This is a genomic window from Colwellia chukchiensis (assembly GCF_002104455.1).
GTDB lineage: Bacteria > Pseudomonadota > Gammaproteobacteria > Enterobacterales > Alteromonadaceae > Cognaticolwellia > Cognaticolwellia chukchiensis.
Map to the genome: position 1 here is coordinate 34835 of NZ_NBOC01000015.1, position 21391 is coordinate 56225.

Here is a 21391-nt window from a genome sequence, read left to right on the forward strand (position 1 = left end):
CTATAATTAGTAAACAAATTTTTCCAACTGGCAAATAGCCATTCGCTATGATAACTTGCGCGGATTTTATCATTTGGCGAACAACAATCGTTATTACACACTAATAGCAAGACCGAATTTTGTTATTATTTCAGCTATGTCAGCAATAGCTCAGCTAGAACGTAGACGATATTTATAACACTAACATCCACCGTAAAAGAAAGAGAAAACCCTAAATGGCAAAGGCAAATAATACTGAAGCAGTTGCAACTACACGGCTAGATAAGTGGTTATGGGCGGCACGATTTTATAAAACTCGTGCGATTGCAAAACAGATGATCGATGGCGGCAAAGTATTTTATAATGGTCAACGCAGTAAATCAGGTAAAGCGGTTGCAATAGGCGATCGTATTATCGTTCGACAAGGCTATGAAGAGAAACAAGTCATCGTAGTTGCGTTAGCAGATAAACGTAGAGATGCAACCTTTGCCCAAAGCCTTTATCAAGAAACGCCCGAGAGCATAGCAACGCGGGAAAAAAACAGCCTAGCTCGCAAACAGGGGATTTTACTGAACCCCGCCAGTGATACTAAGCCCGACAAAAAGCAACGCCGACAAATTCGGCATTTAAAAGAAAGGATTTAACCAGTGACCATGCAAAAAGATACCTTACACCGCTATTTATTTGACAACCTGCATGCGCGTGGCGAGTTGGTGAATTTACAACAAACCTTCCAAGACATTATAGCGCCACACGACTACCCCGAGGCAGTGCAAAAGTTATTGGGAGAGTTAGTGGCTGCCACTTGTTTACTCACCGCGACATTAAAGTTTGAAGGTGAAATAGCCGTGCAGTTGCAGGGCGATGGCCCGATTGGTTATATGGCCGTTAATGGTAATCATCTTCAACAAATGCGTGGTATTGCGCGACTGACTGCCGACACCCAAGCAACATCATTGAAAGGCTTAATTGGTGCCGGCAATATGGTTATTACGATACGCCCAGCTAATGGCGAGCCGTATCAAGGCGTGGTCGCTTTAGAGCAAGATACTATTGCCGACTGTTTGGCACATTATTTTGAAGTGTCTGAGCAAATACCGACTAAAATTTGGCTGTATTGTGATCAAGATGTTTCACAAATCGCAGGCACCTTAATTCAGTTATTACCTGATAGTGAAGATAAAGCACAACAACAAGCCGATTTTGACCATTTATGCCAACTCACCAATACCATAAAAAGTGATGAAATTTTCTCGTTAGATAGCGAAACATTATTGTATCGCTTATATCACCAAGAAGAAGTTCGACTGTTTGAGCCGCAAGCTGTGAGCTATAAGTGCAGTTGCTCTGAAGAAAAGTGTTTAAGTGCTATTTCTCAAATAGCGGCAAGTGAACTTGAAGCGATTATTGCAGAACAAGGGAGTGTTGACATGACCTGCGACTATTGCCTGTCAACATATCAATTTAAACGCCCGCAACTTGAGGCCTTTATTAATAATAAAACACATTAACACTACCGGTTTAAAACTTCTCTTAATCAATACTGAGCCAAGGCTTGTTACTATTAATGCAAACCTTGGCACAGTGTTAGCACCGCATATTGAGCCGCCACTTATGGCCATACAGTCAGCGCAGCAATAGCGTTTAAAAAGCCAAAAATAACGAAAACAATTAATACTCAGCGGGTAAATTTGGTGCAACTTACACCATAGCCAAACCTTACCGCTATTGGCTTAGGTCGATCTAAACGACTAAAACAGCAACTAGCTAGCGTCATTAAATGCTTTAACTTCACGTTTTCTTCCAAAGCTTGAGTACAAAGCTGCCTGCCTTTGTAAAGACAAATGTCCACTTTAAACACGTCGATAAAATTTTTCGCAATGCTTCATTGATATGATATTTACATTATTTTTACATATGCTATGTTTAAGCGTCGCATGATTGCGTATCTCATTTTATAAAGTCATTTAAATACTTGATAAAAAAGATTTTATTCAATAAAAGTAATAATCAGCACAAATAACGTGCATCCAGGGGAGGTTCTTTGTGAATAACAAAGTAACAATTGCTGTTTCTACAGCGCTATTAACAATGGCTACTATGCAAGCATCCGCTAGCACTGCGCCAACACAATATTCGGCTGAATCCTTAAAGTCAGCCACTGCCATCTCAATCAACAAAGGGGGCAAATATAACAACGCACAAACGAAAAAATTTCGTGTCGAAAAAAATTTAGCAGATGGGACTTATACCTATATTGTTCGCCTTAAAGATCAACCCATCGCGACCTATGACGGCTCTATTGCTGGTTTAGCCGCTACTAACCCTCAAATTGCAAAAAAATCTTTATTTCAATCGTTAGCGAAGAGTCAAAAAACATCGCAGCAAATCCGCAAAGAGCTTCGCTTAGATCTTAACGCCCCAGATGCTGTTGCCTATGCAAAATATTTGGAAAGCAAGCAACAAAGCTTTCTTACCAAAGCCACTAGCAAGCTAGGCAGTAATGTCGACGTTGTTTATAAGTATAAAAATGCCTTTAACGGCATGGCTCTTCGTCTTACACAAGATGAAGCACAAGCCTTGTCTAAACTTGCCGATGTCGCCTATGTTGAACGCGAGCGCATGCAACATTTAGATACCGATACAGGTCCAATTCATATTGGCGCTACTCAAGTTTGGGATGGTGAAGGCCAAAGCGCAGTTAACATGGGTGAAGGCGTTATTATTGGTGTTGTAGATACTGGTATAAACTCAGATCACGCATCCTTTGCTGATATCGGTGCTGATGGTTACGATCATACCAACCCTTGGGGTGCTGGTGTTTATGTTGGTGACTGTGCCGGTGATTACGCATCTATGTGTAACGATAAACTTATCGGTGTCCGTTCTTATGCCTCTGTCGTAGATAACTATGACGATGCTGATATTTTTGGCGATACCCCACCAGCTAAAAATGGTGAAGACTACAATGGACATGGTTCACATACCGCGGGTACTTCTGGTGGTAATATTTTACGCGACGTACCGCTACTTGATGCCGAAACTGGCAAACTAGAAGGCGATGGTGTTAATACCACAGGTTTTGAATTTGGACAGATTTCTGGTGTTGCCCCTCATGCCAACATTGTTGCTTATCAAATTTGTCATCCAGGTGATAGTGGTGATACTTATTCTGGCTGTCCAGGTGCCGCAATTATTGCCGCGTTAGAAGACGCAGTATCTGACGGTGTCGACGTTATAAACTATTCTATTAGTGGTGGTGGCGATCCTTGGGCCAGCTCTACAGAGCAAGCATTTTTATCTGCGCAAGAAGCTGGTATTTTCTCATCAGTTTCCGCTGGTAACGGCGGCCCTGACGCCTTTACAACGGCAAAAAGTGCGCCTTGGTATACCGTTGTAGGTGCATCTACGCACGGCCGTGAAGTAGCTTTTGAAAAAGAAATTGGTAACTTTACAGGCGGTGACAGTGAGTTAGCTGCTATTGAAGGCAACAGTGCCTCAGGTGGTATTACCGCTAGTATAGTATGGGCTGGTGACTACACCAATGCGAATGACCCAGAAGGCGACCCTGCGCAATGTTTAGAGCCATTCCCTGAAGGTACTTTTGATGGCGAAATTGTCGTATGTGATCGTGGCGCTATCGCCCGTGTGCAAAAAGCAATTAACGTTGCTGACGGTGGTGCAGGTGGCTTTGTACTTGCCAATATCGATGGTGGCGCTAATTCTGTTGCTAATGACGTTTATGTCATCCCTGGCATACATATCGATAACGCAAATGGTAACGCTTTACGCACTTGGTTAGCCTCTGGTACAGACCATATGGCGACCATTACCGCTGCCGAAGGTGAATTGAAAATAGGCCAAGCCGATGATATGGCTGACTTTTCGTCTCGCGGCCCCAACGGTTATGTTGCTGATATCATGACACCATCGGTTACTGCGCCGGGTGTTTCTATTTATGCAGCTTATGCCGACCAACATTTTGGTCGTGACGGTACAACGCCAGCACCAAGCGATTTTGCCTTCTTGCAAGGTACATCTATGTCAGCGCCCCATGTTGCCGGTGCTGCGGCAGTATTAAAATCTGCCCATCCAACTTGGACACCTGATAACATTCGTTCTGCGTTAATGTTGACTGCTGTTACTGATGTTCGTAAAGAAGATGGTGTTACGCCTGCTGATGTATTTGATATGGGTGCAGGTAGCATTCGTGTTAATTTAGCACACCAAACTGGCTTAGTGATGAACGAAACTGCAGCTAATTATACTGCGGCTAACCCAGAAATCGGTGGTGACCCTAAAACCCTAAACATTCCTTCAGTATCTAACGCTAACTGTGTTGGTTTATGTGACTGGACTCGTACCGTAACGGCAACGGCTGCAGGTACATGGACAGTTGAAGGTGCTGCTATCTCTGATGGTCTTATCATCACAGCAACACCAGAAACCTTTACATTAGCAGAAGGTGAAAGCCAAACCATCACCATTAATGTTGATGCAGTAGCGGCTGAAAGCAATGCATGGGCCTTTGGTCATGTAGTGATGACATCTGCCGAGCACCCAACAGCGCGAATCCCTGTCAGTGTGCAAGCATCAAATGGTAATATTCCGAATAAAGTATCTTTCACAGCCAACCGTGACCAAGACAGTTTCTTAATTGAAGATGTTATGGCAGTAGAAATTACTGAGTTTACCAGTCGCTCTTATGGTTTAACTAAAGCAACACAAACCACAGCAACACTTGCTGTTGATAGCAATAACAGTGATGCTTATGATGACTTAAGCGATGGTATTAATGTTACCCTTCATACAGTTCCAGAAGGCGCAAAACGTTTTGTTGCTGAAATCTTAACCTCTGAATCGCCAGATTTAGATTTACGTGTTGGTATTGATAGCAACGGTGATGGTATTCCTCAAGAAGATGAAGAAATTGCCATTAGCGCTTCAGGCACAGCATTAGAGAAAATTGATTTAATGGAGCCAGAAGCGGGTAGCTATTGGGTAAGCGTGCAAAACTGGGCAGCTTCTGAAGAAGGTGCTGAGGATGCATACACTCTAGCAACCGCTATCGTTGACGGTGAAGCAGGTGATAACCTATCTGTTGAAGCTGATTCAGCCATTGCTGCGTTAACTGAGTTTGACCTTCGCTTTAACTGGTCATTAGACCAAGATGCTAGCCAAGGAGATATTTACTACGGCGCTATTGACTTAGGTACAAGCTTTGAAAACGCTGGTAACCTAGGTTTAGTGGCTGTAGAAGTAGCTCGCGGTATGGACGATGTGACTATCTCTAGCAATGCCGATGCGTATATGGAGCGTAAAGATCGCATTGATTACGAAGTCAGCGTGATGGCTAACTTAGCCCCAGGCGATCGTACTTACACAGTAAAAGCAACTGTGCCGGCTGGTATGAGGCTTGATGAAGCTTCAGTAACAGGTAATGCTGAAATTGTTGGCAATGAAATTACTTGGACAGTAGTACAAGAGTCGCTATTTGGTGCTGAGCCATTCTACACGAAAACAACTAATGCAGATGATGCTACCTGTGCTTTACCAGACTTTGGTCAAGGTGGAACTTACCTAGATTTAGCGGGTTTTGGTTTGACACCTGATGAGTCGTTTTCTGGCGATACACAAACCGCAAGCTATGGCGTGCCGGCAAACTTTTTAGGTACTTTATATAACTCGGTTAATATCACTGATGACGGTTTCATTTACTTTAGCGGTGCGCATGGTTCAAGCCCTTGGGTTAACCAACTACTGCCAAACGCTGCAGAAGCCAATAATCTAATTGCACCATTCTGGCGTGACTTTGAAGTTGTAGCCTCTGCCACGTCAGGTGTTACAGTTGCAACCGCTGGTCCTGGTACAACTATCATCGAATTTGACGATATGAGACATTATAACTTCCATAATGGTGACCCTAGTATCTCTGATACTGTCGACTTCGAAGTTGTCTTTGATAACAATACAGGTGATATTAAATTTGCTTACGATAATGTCGAGCATGTTTATGGTGAGGTACTGGGTGTTACCGTTGGTTTAGAAAATGCCACTGGTACTTCAGGTCGTACTGATATCTATGCACAGTCTCCATATTCAGGTGGCGAGTCTGGTTCTGTTGGCAGTATTGATGATATTACCTCTGGTTTAATCATTTGTTATGCATTAACACCAGTTGCTACGGATCCAACCGTAATGACGTTCTCAACAGAAATTGTTGAAACCTTTAAAGGGGGTCCAGCAAACGTTGTACTTACTCATAGTACTGACGCATATAATACCGTCGAAGTGGTTAATGCCACCAGTGTAGCAATTCAAGTTGAAGGTGCGCCTACCGCCGTTATTTCTGGTAACTCTGCGGTGACTGAGGAAGCAAACGTAACCTTAGACGGTTCTGCATCTTCAGATCCAAACGGTGACGCACTAACCTTTACTTGGGTACAGCTTTCAGGTACTCCGGTTAGCTTCAATGCAAGTGCAGAAACAATCAACTTTACGGCACCAAAAGTGTCAAAAGATGAAACGATTTCTTTCCAACTAACCGTGGATGACGGTAACGGCAACAAAGACTCAACAGTTGCTTCTGTCTCTATTGTTAATAAGAAAGAAAGTGGTTCGTTTGGTTGGTTAATGTTACTACTAACACCTATGTTATTTACTCGCCGTAAAAAAGCGTAATGTAATAATCAAGGTTGATAGTTAAAAACCGATAAAAACTTTAAAGCCATCAACATTAGTTGATGGCTTTTTTTTGCAACTTTAACAAGTGGTTTACGGTTTATTTTGCACTATCTATGAAGGTATTTAGCGTTTGAGTAAGATACCCAACAGGGCTTCAGGCTAACACGACAGGGTATTAATAATAGGCAGCAATATTGACTAAGTGCTTGGCTTGGCCAACTGGCCGCTGTTGTTCACTGTTAATTAATGTTGTTCCATACATAAATCAGGCATCAGTAGCCCTATAGCTTTTATCATTACGAACTGGTGAACTCAGCAGCAATGACTAGGTTGGATTAAAAGATAAACCAGTTTTAGCAAACGAAAACAACGACACTCTCCCAGAATGACAAGGCTTAGACCAAAAAAAACAGCGCTGAACACTCAGCCCTGTTTTTATTAACAAGTCTACCCTAACTAATGCTAGCGGTTAAAAATGAATGGTGGTACCTAAGAATACGCCATCAAATTCAATATTGGTATATAAGTCGCTTAAGTCTTCAAGCTCTAGCTTTACGGCACGATAACCAGCGTTAATATTGACATCAACCGCTAAGTTATCAATGAGTTCATAACTTACCCCAACCTCATAATCATATAAGGTGTGAGAATCAAAAGATAAAAAGTTACCTTGAGCGTATAGATTTAAACCGGTTAAGGGTAGACCTACATTGGTGGCAACATATAACATTGGCACAATTTCAGTCACCTCTAGCGTCCCTGATTGCGTTACAGGCCCTGAGTCTAAGTTAACTGTCGCTGCTACGGTAATGTCACCATCAAAATCTCTACCGGTTAAACCAAAGTCAAATGAGAGTAAGTCATTATCAAACAATTCGTAATACAAGGTGTAATCTACATAACTTATATTAAAGTCAGCATTGACCATACTGCCTTCTCGAAACGTTTCACCTTCAAATTCAAAGTCATTTGCCAAGGTTGTTTCGCCTTCGGTCTCTAACGACGTCGATGCTATCTTAATATTAGGAATGATAGGTAAAGGGTGCTCAAACGCTAAGAAAAAGCTATTTTGCTTTTTATCCGCCAAATTAAAATCAATTTGCGAACTGCTTTCACCAAACACTCCTGAAGCTTGATTATCCCAAACCTGTCCTCCAAGGTAGATACCTAAAGCATCGGCTTGAACGTTAGTAGATAAAATCGAAGCGAATGTTACTGCTAGTGCTATTTTTTTCATACTTTATTACCCTTGACTCAATAAGTCGTTAAGATCGATTAAAGCGGCATTTGCACGCGAAATATAATTGGCCATCACTAGTGAATGGTTAGCTAGCATACCAAAACCGTCCCCATTTAAAACCATTGGGCTCCATATTGGCTCTTGGCTTGCTTCTAGCTCGCGCATTATTTGCTGCACACTTACCTTAGCATTTTTCTTTGCTAATACATCATTAAAATCTATTTCTATCGCTTTTAAAAAGTGCAGTAACGCCCAGCATGCACCGCGCGCTTCATAAAATTCATTATCGATTTGCCACCAGCTGGTTTTTAATTGCATGCTATTGGCACTTGAAGTGGATTGTTGCGCTACACTATCGCCCGCCAACTCGATATTCATTTGCTCTCGGCCCACACTAGCGCTTAAACGTTGCGAGTAACTGCCAAGACGCTTCGTTACCTCTTGTATCCAAGCGCGTAAGTTATCCGCACGCGCATAAAACTGTGCCGACTGATTATTTACTTGGGTCAGTGCTGTACGGTATTGATAAAGCTCATTAATTGCCTTTTGATACGCTCCTTCGGCGCTCGGCATTACCCAGCTGGTGTGATCTATATTAAATTGTGGCTGTGCAATTTTTAAGTTGTTATTTTCAGCAGACTGCGACTGTGAACGACTAAAGTCTTGTCGCATCACTAACGCCATACCACGCACCATTTCTAAGACGCCAAACTCCCATGACGGAATATTATCTAAAAATACTGACGGAGGCAGAGCGTCATTTGACAAGTAACCACCGGGTTTATTAAGCAAGGTTTCAGTTACACGGATTAAGGCGGTCGTTGTGGTGTAACCGACTACTGGTGCGACACCGTCTGCATTAGCGGCTGCGGTCACTTCGGCGCGAATATCAAGCTCAGCGGGCTCAAAGCTCCAATAAACGCCCAATAAATACATTGCCAAAAAAAATGCAAAAATCGCTGAAATTACCGTTTTTGTTGAAATATTTACACTCATAACAAACTCCTAATGATGGTGATGCTTTTTTTGCTTCAGGCCTTTAATACTATATGTTACATCAACGCTAGTTTGATCATCAAAATGTAGCGTTATTGTCATCTGTTGTTGTGCTGTTAGCGACTGTTTTAGGTCAAATATCATTAAGTGCAAGCCTGATGGCTGAAATTGCACACTATCATTGGCTAAAATATCAACAAAGCGGAGTTGACGCATCCGCATCAGGCCGTCAACCATAGTATGTTGGTGAATTTCAATGCGATCACTAACGTCACTCGTCGCAGCAACTAAACGCCGATTGCTATTACTAAGGTTTTTAATTGTCATGTACGCTGATGAAATCGAGGTGCCAGGGATGCTCTCCCTAGCATAGCTATTCTCAACCTTAATCTGAGCGTTTTGACTGGCATTAGCTGCGCAAAATAATAAATTTGATACGATTAATACCAATAAAAATATAATCCTCATCTGCCGCTATACATCCCTATTTATCCATATTATGATTTGTCTTCACTATTGTAACTAAGCTTGAGCAAAATGGATAACTTAATTATATCAAATGAAGACAATGGCGTGCTTGTCATTACCATCAACCGATTCGATAAAAAAAATGCTTTAAACAATGACATGTATCTTGAATTATGTCGCTTGTTTACCTTAGCTAACGAGCGTGCCGATATACGCTGCGTACTCATACAAGGTGATGCAAAATGCTTTTGTGCTGGTAACGATTTACATGACTTTATTAAATGTAGTGAAAGTGGTGATTTAGCCGCTTTTGACCTAGTAAAAGCGCTTGCCAACCTAGAAAAACCTTTAGTTGCTGCGGTTGCAGGTCCGGCTGTTGGTATAGGCACTACTTTATTGCTACATTGTGACATGGTTTATGCTGCCGACAATGCTAAATTTAAACTCCCGTTCACTCAATTAGGATTAAGCCCTGAAGCCGGCTCTAGTTTATTACTACCTTTGCGTATCGGTCATAATCGCGCCTTTGAGTTACTGGTATTAGGTAAAATGTTTAGTGCTGAGCAGGCTCTCAACTATGGCTTAATTAATGAAATTTGCCCTGCAGATGAATTGCTAAGCACTGCCCTAAGTACTGCACAGGCAATTGCCAAACTACCTCTTGATTCTCTTTTGACTAGCCGCAAGTTAATGAAAGCTCATAGTCAAGCCTTGTTGCCACAAGTACTAGAAAATGAAGCAGAGCAATTCAAGCGTTTAGTCAATACCGACGAATGCAAAACAATTTTAGCCAGCTTTTTTAAATAGCATCTTTAACACTGCGCTTCCTGAACACTGAAGACAAATTATCTTCAGTGTTTGGCTGTATTTCGCCTTGCGCACTCTTATATAGTGAGCCGCGATAGCTTGTGCTTTGCCTGTTAATAACAAGCAACTTATTGGGGCTGCTCTTTTTCTCTGATCAGTAACCAAACAGCCCCTACCACCAACAAAATAGGCCAAAATGCGCCAACAAATAACAGCGCCCCGCCACCTAACACTAACAAGGCAACAAAAATTAGCGAGCCAAATACACTCATGACAATGGCTAGTGCCACCAAAACCAGTAACACCACAACTAACGCCGTAAGACTAATTGCTTGCAATGGCGCTATTAACTGCTCCCCCATGTAAATGTCAACGTCAAACCACTCGATAACGCTAATTCCTAGCACATAGGTAAGAAACAAGGTCGCGAAAATAGCCAAACACAAGGCTTTAAAAAATGACATAGAAACCCCTCACACTCAGTGCTAATTGATCATTACTTTTTGTTGATATTGCGTTCGCATCACGAGCCTAGCCTTTAACTGGCATTAATAGGCTAGCTACTATATAAGCAACGCCAGTCGCCACCGGAAACATCAAAAGTGCTGCTATAGCAGCCACGCGCACCGCTAACCGTGGAAATTGATAATGCTTGGCAATACCTGCACAAACTCCCGTTAATTTTTTATGACGCGTATCTTTTGCTAACGTTTTTTGAACTGAATACTCTCGATTAAAACTCATAACCTACTCCTAAAACCTACCAGACCATGCTGATGCTTAATTACACTATGCATGGCTAAATTTAAGCTACCAGGTAGTGACTCATGCATGGCAGCACAGTCACTACCTATTAACCATACAGTCAGACGAGCTTTAGCCATTCGCCGCTTTTTCTTTCATTTGAGCTAACTCTTGCTCTATGTGCTCGTCTACTTCTAAGGCACGAAATTGACTATCTAAGTCTTGCGATTCAGTCATATCAAATGCCTCAACCTGCGCTTCCACACGATCAATTTTTGCTTGGTAGCGGGCAAATTTATTCATTGCCTCATCAATATTATGCACTGCTGCTTTTTCTCGCACTTTTAGGCGCACAGTAGCTGATTGTTGGCGCATAAATAAGGCTTCTTGCTTACGTTTTGCCTCACTTAGCTTACTTTGCAAACGCTGACTATCTTGCTGTATTGCGGTTAAGTATTCGTCCAGCTGCGTTAGCACTTGCTGTATATCTTGTAGTTTTTGCCCACAAGTATGCTTTTCTTGTAAGGCAGATTTTGCTAAATCTTCCCGATCTCTACTTAAAGCAAGCTCGGCTTTTTGTTGCCAATGCTGAATACGCTTTTCTAAATCTCGAATATTACGCATCAGCGACTTTTTTTCAGCAATTTGTTTTGCTGCGGTAGAGCGCACCTCGACTAAGGTTTCTTCCATCTCTTGAATAATTAACTTGAGCATTTTCTCTGGTTGCTCTGCTTTATCTAACATGGCATTGATATTGGCGTTAATAATGTCGGTGAATCTTGAAAACATACCCATAATTTTGCTCCTAAAGTTTTTTTGCGCTTTGTGGCTTAGTTGTTATTGATTGAGGCGTAGTTGTTAGTGCTACTAGTGCTTGCGTTTTCACTGTACTGTAGCGCATTGAAAAGCGTTGCAGCTCATCATTAATTGAATTAGATAGTGTCGCCGCTAAGTTTTGTGCCACTATCTGCCCTTGTTTGTGCATACTTGCTGCTAAGTGCTGCTCTAAACTGTTTTGCTGCGCTTTCGCCGGTAAAGCCGACAACATTGCTAAAGACAACACAACCGCACCCAAACGTGTTTTATTCAATAATAGTTTCATTACATATATCCTTATGTCAGTAACATGAAAGCGACGTCAGCATCACTTCATGAAAGTATCTAAGCTGACTATTACAAGTGCTGTGCCAATTCACCCACACAAGATAAACAGTTGTTATGTAAGGATTTATTTTATTTTCAGATATCTAAGGCATTTTAGGACATAATATGTCAGGCGATTATTTGGTCAAATTTGTCACTCATTTTAGTGAATTTGACCAGTGGCGAATAACAAGGTTTATACGGCGAGAATTACCGCGAAGTGAATTGATATTTGCTATCAGGTAAGCGATGGTCAAAGCGACAAGAAAACCATGCCGCCAATCTGCTTCCTATTCTAATAGCAAGTTGTGTTAGTCAGTTACGACGTCTGTTTCTGCAAGCGCCCCCCACTCACTCCAAGAGCCATCATAGACACGCACAGCGTTATGACCAGAAAGCTCAGCCGCTAAAGCTAAAATACAAGCGGTAACACCAGAGCCACAACTCATGATCATTGGCTTATTTTTCCTATTGAGTGCAGTAAAAATTTGCGCTAACTCGGCACGCGGCTTTAATAGCCCCTGCCTGAATAGCTCGGTATAAGGTAAGTTTTTAGCATTAGGCATATGACCGCTGCGCACACCAGCTCTAGGCTCGGCTTCTTTACCACTAAACCGAGCTTGGCCTCGGGCATCAAGAATTAACTCTTGTTGGCTAAGCGTTTGTGCTTGCACCTCTTGCCAATGACAAAAATAGTCGGCTTGTGGATGTGCCTCAAAGTCTCCTGTGACAATTTTTGGCTCAGTTTCAACCGCGAGTGGCTTTTTTAACTTGATCCAATACGGCAGACCACCATCTAATACCGCAATATTTTTATGACCCATCGCCTTGAACATGTACCAAGCACGGGCCGCCGAAAATAGCCCTAAATCATCGTAGACCACAATTTGACTTCGTTGATTAATTCCTAATGCTTGCGCGGCATGTTCAAATTGCGCGGCAGTGGGCATGGTATGAGGATAATTGTTAGATAAATCTGAAAAGTGCTGATTTAAATCAAACCGGCGCGCCTTGGCGATACGGTGTTTTGGCCAGCTATAGGTTGCCGGCGCCATATTACCAACAGGTGGAATACTCGCATCTAAAACAACCAGATCTGGACTATCTAATATGGCGTGTAAATCGATGCAAGAAATTAATTGTTGAAAGTGACTCATAGCTTGTAACTCACAATGACATGATATAGCAAAGCTAACTAAGTTTAGAATAAAAGTACAGACTTGCGCCGCAAGGGCTAGTTTTAAATGATAGGAAAAGGCAAAGCGCTAATGCGTAAATATGGTGGCAAAACTGCTCATTTAGCGAAAAACATGAATTAGCTAAACATAATCGAAACAATCACGTTAAAAAATTTCTAATGTGATGAGTGCAATGCACTTTGGCTTTTTTCAATTAATGCCACAATTAACGATGTAGCAAGCAAACAAATACCAGGTAACATAAACAACGCAAATAACATGGCTAAGCTGGGCATTTTATCATTCCTTTTTTTGACAACGCATTGAGCAATATAGTTTTAGTGCTATTAAGTAAGTTGCAAAAAACTTAACAAAGGTTGTGCCAAGATCTAATAAAAAACATAAAACATTGTTTATATTAATAATTTAGTTTTTAAAATAATAAAGACGAGCACAGCTAATTTTTTAGCCTAATTGGAATATGGTTATATTTACTAAAAGATAGTGAATTTAACAGAAAAAAGCACGACTAAGTTTTGTATAAAAACAAGTAGTTGAGCTCGTTGCTAGCAACGCAGTCATTTAAAAAATATTGCAGCAGGTATTATCAATTACCGTCCAGCACTAACACTACACCTTAGCGGCTAGCACAGCGCTAGACATTCTATATTGACTCTACTTCGGGGTTGAGTTGAAGCACTTTAGCAAAGGCCTGCTGTAGCACTTCACCGCCAACATTTTTTCCGTTGGCATTTTCACTCAAGTACCGGCGAAACTGCTTAGCTCCGGCTAGGCCATTGCACAAACCTAACATATGCCTTGCCACATGCCAGGCGCGGCCACCGCTGGCAACATGCTGGTCGATATAACTCGCCATTTCATTTATCAGCTTTTGTCGAGTTTTTACCTCAACATCGGCCTGCCAAATCTCATTGTCGGCATGCGCCAGCAGATAGGGGTTTTGATAAATTTCACGGCCGATCATGACACCATCAATATACTGCAAGTGCTCATGTGTTTGGGCATAAGAGCTAATACCGCCATTAATGGAAATAGCTAACTGCGAAAAGTCTCGTTTAAGTTGATAGACCCTGTGATAATCTAGCGGCGGTATATCACGATTTTGTTTCGGACTTAGGCCACTGAGCCACGCTTTTCGGGCATGAACAATAAAGTGTTGGCACCCAGCAGCGCTGACTGTCGTTAAAAACTGCTGTAAAAACTCATAACTGTCTAAGTCATCAATACCAATACGCGACTTTACCGTCACCGGAATATTAGTGGCGTTTTGCATACTGGCAACACACTCTGCCACCAGCTCCGGCTCAGCCATTAAGCAGGCACCAAACCTGCCATTTTGCACGCGATCTGATGGGCAGCCAACATTGATATTTACTTCATCGTAGCCGTGTTGCTCAGCAATTTTTGCACACTCAGTCATCGCATGTACATCACTACCGCCAAGCTGTAAAACTAAGGGGTGCTCTTGTTCGTTGTAGGCTAAATAATTGCCTTTACCATGCAAAATAGCCCCCGTGGTAACCATTTCAGTATATAAAACAGTGTGTTTAGACATCAGGCGGTATAAATAACGACAATGCCGATCAGTCCAATCTAGCATGGGAGCAATGGAGAGCTTATGAGAAATCATATAGTTAACGAAAAAACCTTGGTCTTAAGCATGCGCAGCGAATAAAAGTACGCGGCAAAATTTTGCGCAATTATACGAGGTTTAACATCACAAAACAAAAATAAAAGCGCTCAGCAAACTGTCGCTGCTTGTGTTGCTTTATTCCGGTGATTATTAAACCTTACGTTGTTTAGCAAGACCATAAAATCACCACATTTTTAAGTCTTTGTTTACAATGCTTTCACTACGCTAATTGCGCCGCGTATTTGCCCTAGCTCGTAGCCAGTGGCAACATCCGCTGGATAGCGCTCGCTTAAACGCTTTTTTACCTGCTCAGGTATCGACTTACCGTGACAGGCTAAGCAAACCTCTGCAACCGCTTGTGCTTTCATAAAACGATAATTACCATCAATAATTTCAGCATATTCTAACGATACTGGAGACTCCCCGTTTGCTTGCCTAACGTTAAAGCGCTCAAGTACCGCTCTTTCAAAGTCATCTGGCTTAGCCTTAGCGTTTCTTGGTTTTAAACTTACCCGCTTAACCTGCCAGCCAGAACTGGTACTTAATTCATTTGCTATCCGCGGCGCGGTCTGAGCACACACATTGATGGCGTGTACTAAGCCACCACTTTGAATGCCTTGCATAAGTTGCGGCTTTAGCGCTCCGGCAAAACGCTTAACAAGTTGCTTAGCTTGCAGGTTTAAGTCAGTGTCACTTTGCACATTAGTGGCAAATACAGGCGAGGAAAATAGCACTAATATTATTGCCAGAAAAAATTGTGAGCTTTGCATCATATAACACCTCTGTTGAGCATTAAGGTTAACCACATTATCCGCTGAGCTACCTTATGATAATTACCCTTGGGTTTTAAAACGGTTTACGGTTTCTTTTTCGGTAAATATTTATAGCCATTGATCATGGCTGATACTAGCGCCGTTTTTTCGCGCCGCTCAGCCACAATGACCCCCACTATATGTAAAAATATGAGCAAAATTAAACTATAAAAACCATACACATGGGCGGTAATAAAAGGTTGGCGTAACTGACGCATTGCTTGATAGGCCTCGGCATCAACGTTGACCTTTGAGTAGGGTTTAATGGCGGCAATATTTTCCTTATCGATGGCGATACGCTCAATAAAATATTGACCAAATGGTGGATAATAAATATCAGTACCGGCAATTACCAGTCCGGAAAGCAACTGCACTGTCATCATCACTAACAACGCAAATACCATTAATTTACCAGCCGGATTATGGCCTTTATAGGCCTTATTTTTCTGCTGTTTAAATTCAATCAACTGCTGGACAAAACCTTGAGTAAAGGGTAAAACTCTACGCCACCTTGCATCGGGCTGACCAATAAAGCCTAATAGCAAGCGAAATATTAAGTTTAAAGCAAAAACATAGCCCACGCAGACATGCAAAGTTTTTAATAAGACTTTACCGTCTGAACTTAGCCCCAATAACTTGCTATTTAAAATCATCAGACCAAGTGCTATCAGTAACATAATCACGATAACATTTAGCCAGTGAAATAGCCTGATACTGCGACTGTATACAAACACTTGCTCTCGTTTCATTGTCATATTGACCTCTCAGTTTAGCCAGTTACTAAAAGTTACAATGCAACTTTAGGTATTAACGCTGATGGCTTAAAGTTAATAACGCAGCCGTTAGGCGTGGGCACAAGTAACAAAGTAAGCGCTAATATATTCCTATTATCCCCATTATTTAACGTAAGCATTTGCGCTAGAACAATGATTGAAATTAAATTTAATCTATAGTGAACAAGATTCGAACCTTGATGTGCTATGACTGTCGGCACCAGTTATTACCGAATTGACAAAACTAGATATTCATCATCAGCTTTTACGCTTATTTAATCATTAGACATAAGTGAGTTCTGTAAATTGGCATCAATATTTTTTTGCATAGTACATATGCCTATTGCCTATAGATATGACTGATAAAGTGGAGTTTTATGAGAGATAAATCGATCGCGATCATTTTGCTTATCATTATGTTTTTAAATTTTTTTGACGTGCTCACCGATATTGCCTTGGGTGTGCCGCTTTGGCATATTTTTTCTGAAAGCCTGATTGTCTTGATATCTGGCATCGGCGCTTACTTTTTAATTAACGATATACGCACACGCACTGCAGATATAAGCCGATTAAAACAAGCGATAGTAGACTACGACGATAAATTTAGTCATATTTCTGAAGAAATGAAAAACGCCCGTCACCAATACAGCAACGTTATTCATAAACAATTTTTAAAATGGTCGCTTACCCCCAGTGAGCAAGAAGTGGCGATGTTAATGCTCAAAGGCCTGAGTTTTAAAGAGATCAGCGCCGTTAGAAATACCAAAGAAAAAACCGTACGACAGCAAGCCTCTACCATATATCATAAATCTAATCTTGAGGGACGGCATGAATTGGCAGCATGGTTTTTAGAGGACTTTATGCGCTAACTTGCACTCCAACACAGCAATGACTTTTTTCGGTATGCATTCAACAAATATAAAAATATATAAACCACTACCTTATGACGCAAGTTCAACGTTATGCGCATGTACTTGCCGGCTTTACCAGCGCCAATGGTTTATAAGTAACCCTGTCACTAACACATGCATACTGCTAATTAACCGGATAAAGCGATAAAAACTAGCGTAACTTTCAACAAATCAGTTATTATGGCTGATATCGTCACTAATTATTGAGTTAGTGAGATTTACTTTTTGCCAATATGTGTGCAAAATCGAATGCCTAATTAAAAAAAAGCTTTTTTGGAAAACATTCATGAATGTAGAGTTTATTAACCCGTTTTTGTCTTCAATGCTTAACGTAATGTCCACCATGGCGCAAATGGAATTAACGCCTGAAAAGCCACGCTTAAAAAAGAATGAAGTTGCACAAGGCGATGTTTCTGGCTTAATTGGAATGGTTAGTGAACAAACCAAAGGCTCTTTGTCTATTACCTTTGAAGGTAAGTTAGCGTTAGCGACCATGAAAAACATGGTGGGTGAAGGCCCAGATGAGATCAACGAAGAAATTACCGACTTAGTCGGTGAAATTACCAATATGGTTACCGGTGGCGCGAAACGCATGCTCAGTGAGAAAGGTTTTGAGTTTGACATGGCAACACCTATGGTGGTCTCTGGGACAAAGCACACAATTACCCATAAAGCAGATGGCCCAATTGTCATCATTCCACTCGCGTCTAAATTTGGTAAAGCCTATATTGAGTTTAGCTTTGACAAATAATTGTATAGTTTTACGCTAACTAGCCTCGTTTATACGGGGCTTTTTTATATTCGCTTGCCAGCACATGATGTGCTGTTAATTTGTACGGTAGGTAATCTTAGGAGTTAACAATGTGGCAACAAACACAAATATCATTACCACCCTATCGCCGTGGCTTTCATTTGATCAGTGACGACATTCAACACGCCTTAGCAACACTTGCACCGGTGCAATGTGGTGTGTTGCACATTTTTATCAAGCACAGTTCTGCCTCATTAACAATTAATGAAAATGCCGATGCCACGGTTCGTGCTGACATGGAGCAACATTTCAACCACTATGTACCGGAAAACGCCCCTTATTATCGCCATACCTATGAAGGCCCTGACGATATGCCTGCACATATTAAAGCTAGCACCCTAGGTAGTAGTGTCAGTGTGCCAATCACCCAAGGCAAATTGAATTTAGGTCAATGGCAAGGTATTTATCTGGGTGAACACAGAGAGCATGGCGGTTCGAGAACACTGGTGCTAACCCTGATGGCGGGGTAGAACTTACTGCGCCAATTGTACTTTGACTCGGCGAGATATATTACACAATAGCTCGTAAGGTATACTGGTGGCCGCTTGTGCAATTTCTTCTATGTTTAATCCTTTACCCCATAATGTCGCAATGTCGCCAATTTTATCGGTACTGTGCTGACCTAAGTCTACCGTTATCATGTCCATTGAAACTCGCCCTATCAGCGGCACGCGTCGGCCATTAAGTAACACCGGCGTACCATTTTGTGCATGGCGAGGATAACCATCTCCGTAGCCTATCGCAATGACACCTACGGTGGTTTTTTGTTTGCTCACCCAAGCGCCACCATAACCAACCGCTTCACCAGCGGCGATCTCGCGCACGGCAATCAAACTTGATTGCAAAGTCATCACCGGCTTAACGCCATCTATTGTCTCGGCCTGCGGCAGAGGTGAAACACCATAAAGTAATAAACCCGGTCTTATCCATTGATAATGACTTTCTGGCCAACATAAAACGGCGGCAGAATTGGCCAAGCTTTTTTCTAACTTGCTATCAGCACAAAGTGCGTCGAATAGAGCCATTTGTTTAGGGGTTGTGCTTGCAGTTTTATCGTCAGCGCAGCCTAAATGACTCATTAACACCAGAGATTTTTGCACATTGGGTGATTGGCTTAACGCCTGATAAAACTGTGAAAATTGCTCAGGATTAATCCCCAGCCTATGCATGCCAGTATCAATTTTCAACCACACTTTTAGTGGTTGCTCAAGCTTAGCATTGAGTATTGCGCTAAGTTGTTGCTGATTGTGTATAACAGTCGCAAAGTTGTTAGCCGCGAGGATGGCTATATCGCTATCGGCAAAGAAACCTTCAAGTAAAACAATTGGTTGTACTATACCAGCGGCTCTCAGTGCTAAGGCTTCATCAATACGGGCAACGCCAAAGGCATCAGCATTGGGCAATGCCTTGGCGATACGCTCTAAACCATGGCCATAGCCATTGGCTTTTAATACCGCTAACACTTTGGCTTTCGGGGCAAGCGTTTTAATAGTTTGGTAATTATGCGTTAATGCGGATAAATCGATAATTGCTGTTGCTGTGTGCAATGCCATGACAGTTTAATCTTCATCCAAAACATGCGGACCCGCGTAGTTGTCAAATCGCGAGTATTGACCTTGGAATGTCAAAGGCACTCGACCAATCGGCCCGTTACGTTGTTTCCCTATAATAATTTCGGCCATGCCTTTATACTCTGAGTCGTCGTGATAGACCTCATCACGATAAATAAACATGATCAAATCAGCATCTTGCTCAATAGATCCTGACTCACGCAAATCCGAGTTAACTGGCCGTTTATCGGCGCGTTGCTCCAAGCCACGGTTAAGCTGTGACAGCGCCACTACAGGCACTTCTAACTCTTTCGCTAAGGCTTTTAATGACCGCGAAATTTCAGCAATTTCTAAGGTTCTGTTATCGGCAAATTGTGGCGCTCGCATCAATTGTAGGTAATCGATCATGATCAAGCTGATACCGCCATGATCGCGTGCTATGCGTCGAGCACGCGAGCGTACGTCTGTGGGTGTAAGCCCTGCGGCATCGTCAATAAACATTTTTCCTTTTTCTATCAACAACCCCATGGTGGATGATAAACGCGCCCAATCTTCATCTTCTAATTGGCCGGTACGGATTTTTGTTTGATCAATACGCCCCAGCGAGGCCAGCATCCGCATCATGATCTGTTCAGAGGGCATCTCTAAACTAAAGATTAATGCCGGTTTGTCTTCCGTCATGGCGGCATTTTCCGCCAAGTTCATGGCAAAGGTAGTTTTACCCATGGAAGGTCGCCCAGCCACTATGATTAAATCAGACTTTTGAAAACCTGCGGTCATTTTATCTAAATCAGCGAAGCCACTGGAAACGCCAGTAACACCATTGGTGGGTGAGGCGCATAGTTTTTCAATGCGATCAACAGTCTTTTCCAATACCGAGCTGATATTCTCAGGTCCTTCTGATTTATTGGCACGTTGTTCAGCAATAGCAAACACTTTGGTTTCGGCAAAGTCGAGTAAATCAACACTGGTGCGCCCTTGGGGATCATAACCGGCTTCGGCAATTTCATTGGCAACACTGATCATTTCACGCGTTACCGCCCGCTCACGCACAATATCGGCATAGGCACTAATATTGGCGGCGCTGGGTGTGTTTTTCATCATTTCAGCTAGATAAACAAAGCCACCAGCATCATCAAGCTTTTGATCGTTTTCAAGCGCTTCTGATAACGTGATCAAATCAACCGGCTCACCCAATTCGATTAATGCGCCTATGGTTTCAAAGGTAATACGATGTGAGCGACTATAAAAGTCTTGGGCAACAACGCGTTCGCCAACGCGATCCCAAGCTTCATTATCTAGCAATAAGCCACCAAGCACGGATTGTTCCGCTTCTAGCGAATGTGGCGGCACTTTTAATTCATCGATTTTTTTATCTTTAGAAAATGACTTATTGTTACTAAACTTGGCAGGCTTACGATCGGCCATATCACACCTTAAATGCTTGGCGATAATCTCTACTTAACGATAGCTAACGGGTAGCGTCAAGTGATATAAATTATTCGAAAATAAAGAGCGTTAATGTAGCAGAATTTGCGGTTAAGCAAAATGCTCAAGTGAAAAGAAATCGCGATTTATTAACTTCACTGACACTTGATTAAAACAAGTTACTTTTAGTGGCGACAAAACACACCTTTCACA

General features: G+C 42.0%; 20 protein-coding genes. 7 read left to right on the forward strand and 13 right to left on the reverse strand.

All coding sequences use genetic code 11. The features are described 5' to 3' along the window. Positions 1-215 precede the first annotated feature (215 nt). The 3 genes from hslR to B6K83_RS14445 all read left to right on the forward strand — a co-directional run bounded on the left by hslR (position 216) and on the right by B6K83_RS14445 (position 6660). Positions 216-623, forward strand: a complete 408-nt coding sequence (gene hslR, locus B6K83_RS14435) for a ribosome-associated heat shock protein Hsp15 (protein ID WP_085285634.1) — start codon at positions 216-218, stop codon at positions 621-623. A gap of 9 nt (positions 624-632) precedes the next feature. Beyond that, positions 633-1490, forward strand: coding sequence for an Hsp33 family molecular chaperone HslO (gene hslO, locus B6K83_RS14440; protein WP_085285687.1), 858 nt, complete (start codon positions 633-635; stop codon positions 1488-1490). 535 nt (positions 1491-2025) lie between these two features. Next, on the forward strand, positions 2026-6660 hold the full coding sequence (locus B6K83_RS14445) for a S8 family serine peptidase (RefSeq protein WP_085285635.1): 4635 nt from the start codon (positions 2026-2028) through the stop codon (positions 6658-6660). Positions 6661-7132: 472 nt separating this feature from the next. Here B6K83_RS14445 and B6K83_RS14450 read toward each other — a convergent pair whose 3' ends face one another. From B6K83_RS14450 to B6K83_RS14460, 3 genes are read right to left on the reverse strand one after another with little or no spacing between them, the layout of a single operon-like run. Continuing rightward, positions 7133-7900: a TIGR04219 family outer membrane beta-barrel protein gene (locus B6K83_RS14450; protein ID WP_085285636.1), complete on the reverse strand. Its 768-nt coding sequence runs from the start codon at positions 7898-7900 to the stop codon at positions 7133-7135. Between the two features lie 6 nt (positions 7901-7906). Beyond that, positions 7907-8899, reverse strand: coding sequence for a DUF2333 family protein (locus B6K83_RS14455; protein ID WP_085285637.1), 993 nt, complete (start codon positions 8897-8899; stop codon positions 7907-7909). Positions 8900-8908: 9 nt separating this feature from the next. Further along, positions 8909-9367 (reverse strand): copper chaperone PCu(A)C, encoded by a 459-nt coding sequence (locus B6K83_RS14460; RefSeq protein ID WP_085285638.1) that lies wholly within the window; start codon positions 9365-9367, stop codon positions 8909-8911. Between the two features lie 69 nt (positions 9368-9436). Here B6K83_RS14460 and B6K83_RS14465 point away from each other — a divergent pair, with 69 nt between their 5' ends. Beyond that, on the forward strand, positions 9437-10174 hold the full coding sequence (locus B6K83_RS14465; RefSeq protein WP_085285639.1) for an enoyl-CoA hydratase: 738 nt from the start codon (positions 9437-9439) through the stop codon (positions 10172-10174). Between the two features lie 128 nt (positions 10175-10302). Here B6K83_RS14465 and B6K83_RS14470 read toward each other — a convergent pair whose 3' ends face one another. From B6K83_RS14470 to B6K83_RS14505, 8 genes are all read right to left on the reverse strand, one after another. Beyond that, the gene (locus tag B6K83_RS14470; RefSeq protein ID WP_085285640.1) at positions 10303-10638 is read right to left on the reverse strand and encodes a hypothetical protein; all 336 of its coding nucleotides are present in this window, start codon (positions 10636-10638) and stop codon (positions 10303-10305) included. A 67-nt stretch (positions 10639-10705) separates the two neighbouring features. Continuing rightward, on the reverse strand, positions 10706-10918 hold the full coding sequence (locus B6K83_RS14475; protein ID WP_085285641.1) for a PspC domain-containing protein: 213 nt from the start codon (positions 10916-10918) through the stop codon (positions 10706-10708). Positions 10919-11050: 132 nt separating this feature from the next. Beyond that, on the reverse strand, positions 11051-11713 hold the full coding sequence (pspA, locus tag B6K83_RS14480; RefSeq protein ID WP_085285642.1) for a phage shock protein PspA: 663 nt from the start codon (positions 11711-11713) through the stop codon (positions 11051-11053). A gap of 10 nt (positions 11714-11723) precedes the next feature. After that, positions 11724-12020: a hypothetical protein gene (locus B6K83_RS14485; RefSeq protein WP_085285643.1), complete on the reverse strand. Its 297-nt coding sequence runs from the start codon at positions 12018-12020 to the stop codon at positions 11724-11726. 352 nt (positions 12021-12372) lie between these two features. Continuing rightward, entirely contained in the window at positions 12373-13218 is an 846-nt protein-coding gene (locus B6K83_RS14490; protein ID WP_085285644.1) for a sulfurtransferase, read from the reverse strand. A 685-nt stretch (positions 13219-13903) separates the two neighbouring features. Beyond that, the gene (gene dusA, locus B6K83_RS14495; protein ID WP_198951694.1) at positions 13904-14890 is read right to left on the reverse strand and encodes a tRNA dihydrouridine(20/20a) synthase DusA; all 987 of its coding nucleotides are present in this window, start codon (positions 14888-14890) and stop codon (positions 13904-13906) included. 209 nt (positions 14891-15099) lie between these two features. Beyond that, the gene (locus B6K83_RS14500; protein ID WP_085285645.1) at positions 15100-15666 is read right to left on the reverse strand and encodes a Tll0287-like domain-containing protein; all 567 of its coding nucleotides are present in this window, start codon (positions 15664-15666) and stop codon (positions 15100-15102) included. 83 nt (positions 15667-15749) lie between these two features. Beyond that, positions 15750-16460 carry a cytochrome b/b6 domain-containing protein gene (locus B6K83_RS14505; RefSeq protein WP_085285646.1) on the reverse strand — a complete coding sequence of 237 codons (711 nt, stop codon included), beginning with the start codon at positions 16458-16460 and terminating at the stop codon, positions 15750-15752. A gap of 395 nt (positions 16461-16855) precedes the next feature. Between B6K83_RS14505 and B6K83_RS14510 the strand changes: the two genes are divergently transcribed. The 3 genes from B6K83_RS14510 (at position 16856) to B6K83_RS14520 (ending at position 18670) form a co-directional block, all read left to right on the forward strand. After that, a complete protein-coding gene (locus B6K83_RS14510; RefSeq protein WP_085285647.1) occupies positions 16856-17347 on the forward strand; it encodes a helix-turn-helix transcriptional regulator in 492 nt (163 codons plus the stop codon). A gap of 328 nt (positions 17348-17675) precedes the next feature. After that, positions 17676-18140 carry a chemotaxis protein CheX gene (locus tag B6K83_RS14515; protein ID WP_085285648.1) on the forward strand — a complete coding sequence of 155 codons (465 nt, stop codon included), beginning with the start codon at positions 17676-17678 and terminating at the stop codon, positions 18138-18140. 110 nt (positions 18141-18250) lie between these two features. Next, on the forward strand, positions 18251-18670 hold the full coding sequence (locus B6K83_RS14520) for a secondary thiamine-phosphate synthase enzyme YjbQ (RefSeq protein WP_085285649.1): 420 nt from the start codon (positions 18251-18253) through the stop codon (positions 18668-18670). A gap of 3 nt (positions 18671-18673) precedes the next feature. Here the strand turns inward: B6K83_RS14520 and alr are convergent, their stop codons facing one another. Both alr and dnaB read right to left on the reverse strand, forming a co-directional pair. Beyond that, the gene (gene alr / locus B6K83_RS14525; RefSeq protein WP_198951695.1) at positions 18674-19747 is read right to left on the reverse strand and encodes an alanine racemase; all 1074 of its coding nucleotides are present in this window, start codon (positions 19745-19747) and stop codon (positions 18674-18676) included. Between the two features lie 12 nt (positions 19748-19759). Then, positions 19760-21178: a replicative DNA helicase gene (gene dnaB / locus B6K83_RS14530; protein WP_085285651.1), complete on the reverse strand. Its 1419-nt coding sequence runs from the start codon at positions 21176-21178 to the stop codon at positions 19760-19762. Positions 21179-21391 lie beyond the last annotated feature (213 nt).

Coding starts and splice junctions, on each gene's coding strand:
- B6K83_RS14450 (WP_085285636.1), bottom strand. CDS start 7,900: ATGAAAAAAATAGCACTAGCAGTAACATTCGCTTCGATTTTATCTACT.
- B6K83_RS14520 (WP_085285649.1), top strand. CDS start 18,251: ATGTGGCAACAAACACAAATATCATTACCACCCTATCGCCGTGGCTTT.
- hslR (WP_085285634.1), top strand. CDS start 216: ATGGCAAAGGCAAATAATACTGAAGCAGTTGCAACTACACGGCTAGAT.
- B6K83_RS14510 (WP_085285647.1), top strand. CDS start 16,856: ATGAGAGATAAATCGATCGCGATCATTTTGCTTATCATTATGTTTTTA.
- B6K83_RS14515 (WP_085285648.1), top strand. CDS start 17,676: ATGAATGTAGAGTTTATTAACCCGTTTTTGTCTTCAATGCTTAACGTA.
- B6K83_RS14460 (WP_085285638.1), bottom strand. CDS start 9,367: ATGAGGATTATATTTTTATTGGTATTAATCGTATCAAATTTATTATTT.
- B6K83_RS14470 (WP_085285640.1), bottom strand. CDS start 10,638: ATGTCATTTTTTAAAGCCTTGTGTTTGGCTATTTTCGCGACCTTGTTT.
- B6K83_RS14500 (WP_085285645.1), bottom strand. CDS start 15,666: ATGATGCAAAGCTCACAATTTTTTCTGGCAATAATATTAGTGCTATTT.
- dnaB (WP_085285651.1), bottom strand. CDS start 21,178: ATGGCCGATCGTAAGCCTGCCAAGTTTAGTAACAATAAGTCATTTTCT.
- B6K83_RS14485 (WP_085285643.1), bottom strand. CDS start 12,020: ATGAAACTATTATTGAATAAAACACGTTTGGGTGCGGTTGTGTTGTCT.
- hslO (WP_085285687.1), top strand. CDS start 633: ATGCAAAAAGATACCTTACACCGCTATTTATTTGACAACCTGCATGCG.
- B6K83_RS14490 (WP_085285644.1), bottom strand. CDS start 13,218: ATGAGTCACTTTCAACAATTAATTTCTTGCATCGATTTACACGCCATA.
- B6K83_RS14505 (WP_085285646.1), bottom strand. CDS start 16,460: ATGACAATGAAACGAGAGCAAGTGTTTGTATACAGTCGCAGTATCAGG.
- B6K83_RS14465 (WP_085285639.1), top strand. CDS start 9,437: ATGGATAACTTAATTATATCAAATGAAGACAATGGCGTGCTTGTCATT.
- B6K83_RS14475 (WP_085285641.1), bottom strand. CDS start 10,918: ATGAGTTTTAATCGAGAGTATTCAGTTCAAAAAACGTTAGCAAAAGAT.
- B6K83_RS14455 (WP_085285637.1), bottom strand. CDS start 8,899: ATGAGTGTAAATATTTCAACAAAAACGGTAATTTCAGCGATTTTTGCA.
- dusA (WP_198951694.1), bottom strand. CDS start 14,890: ATGATTTCTCATAAGCTCTCCATTGCTCCCATGCTAGATTGGACTGAT.
- pspA (WP_085285642.1), bottom strand. CDS start 11,713: ATGGGTATGTTTTCAAGATTCACCGACATTATTAACGCCAATATCAAT.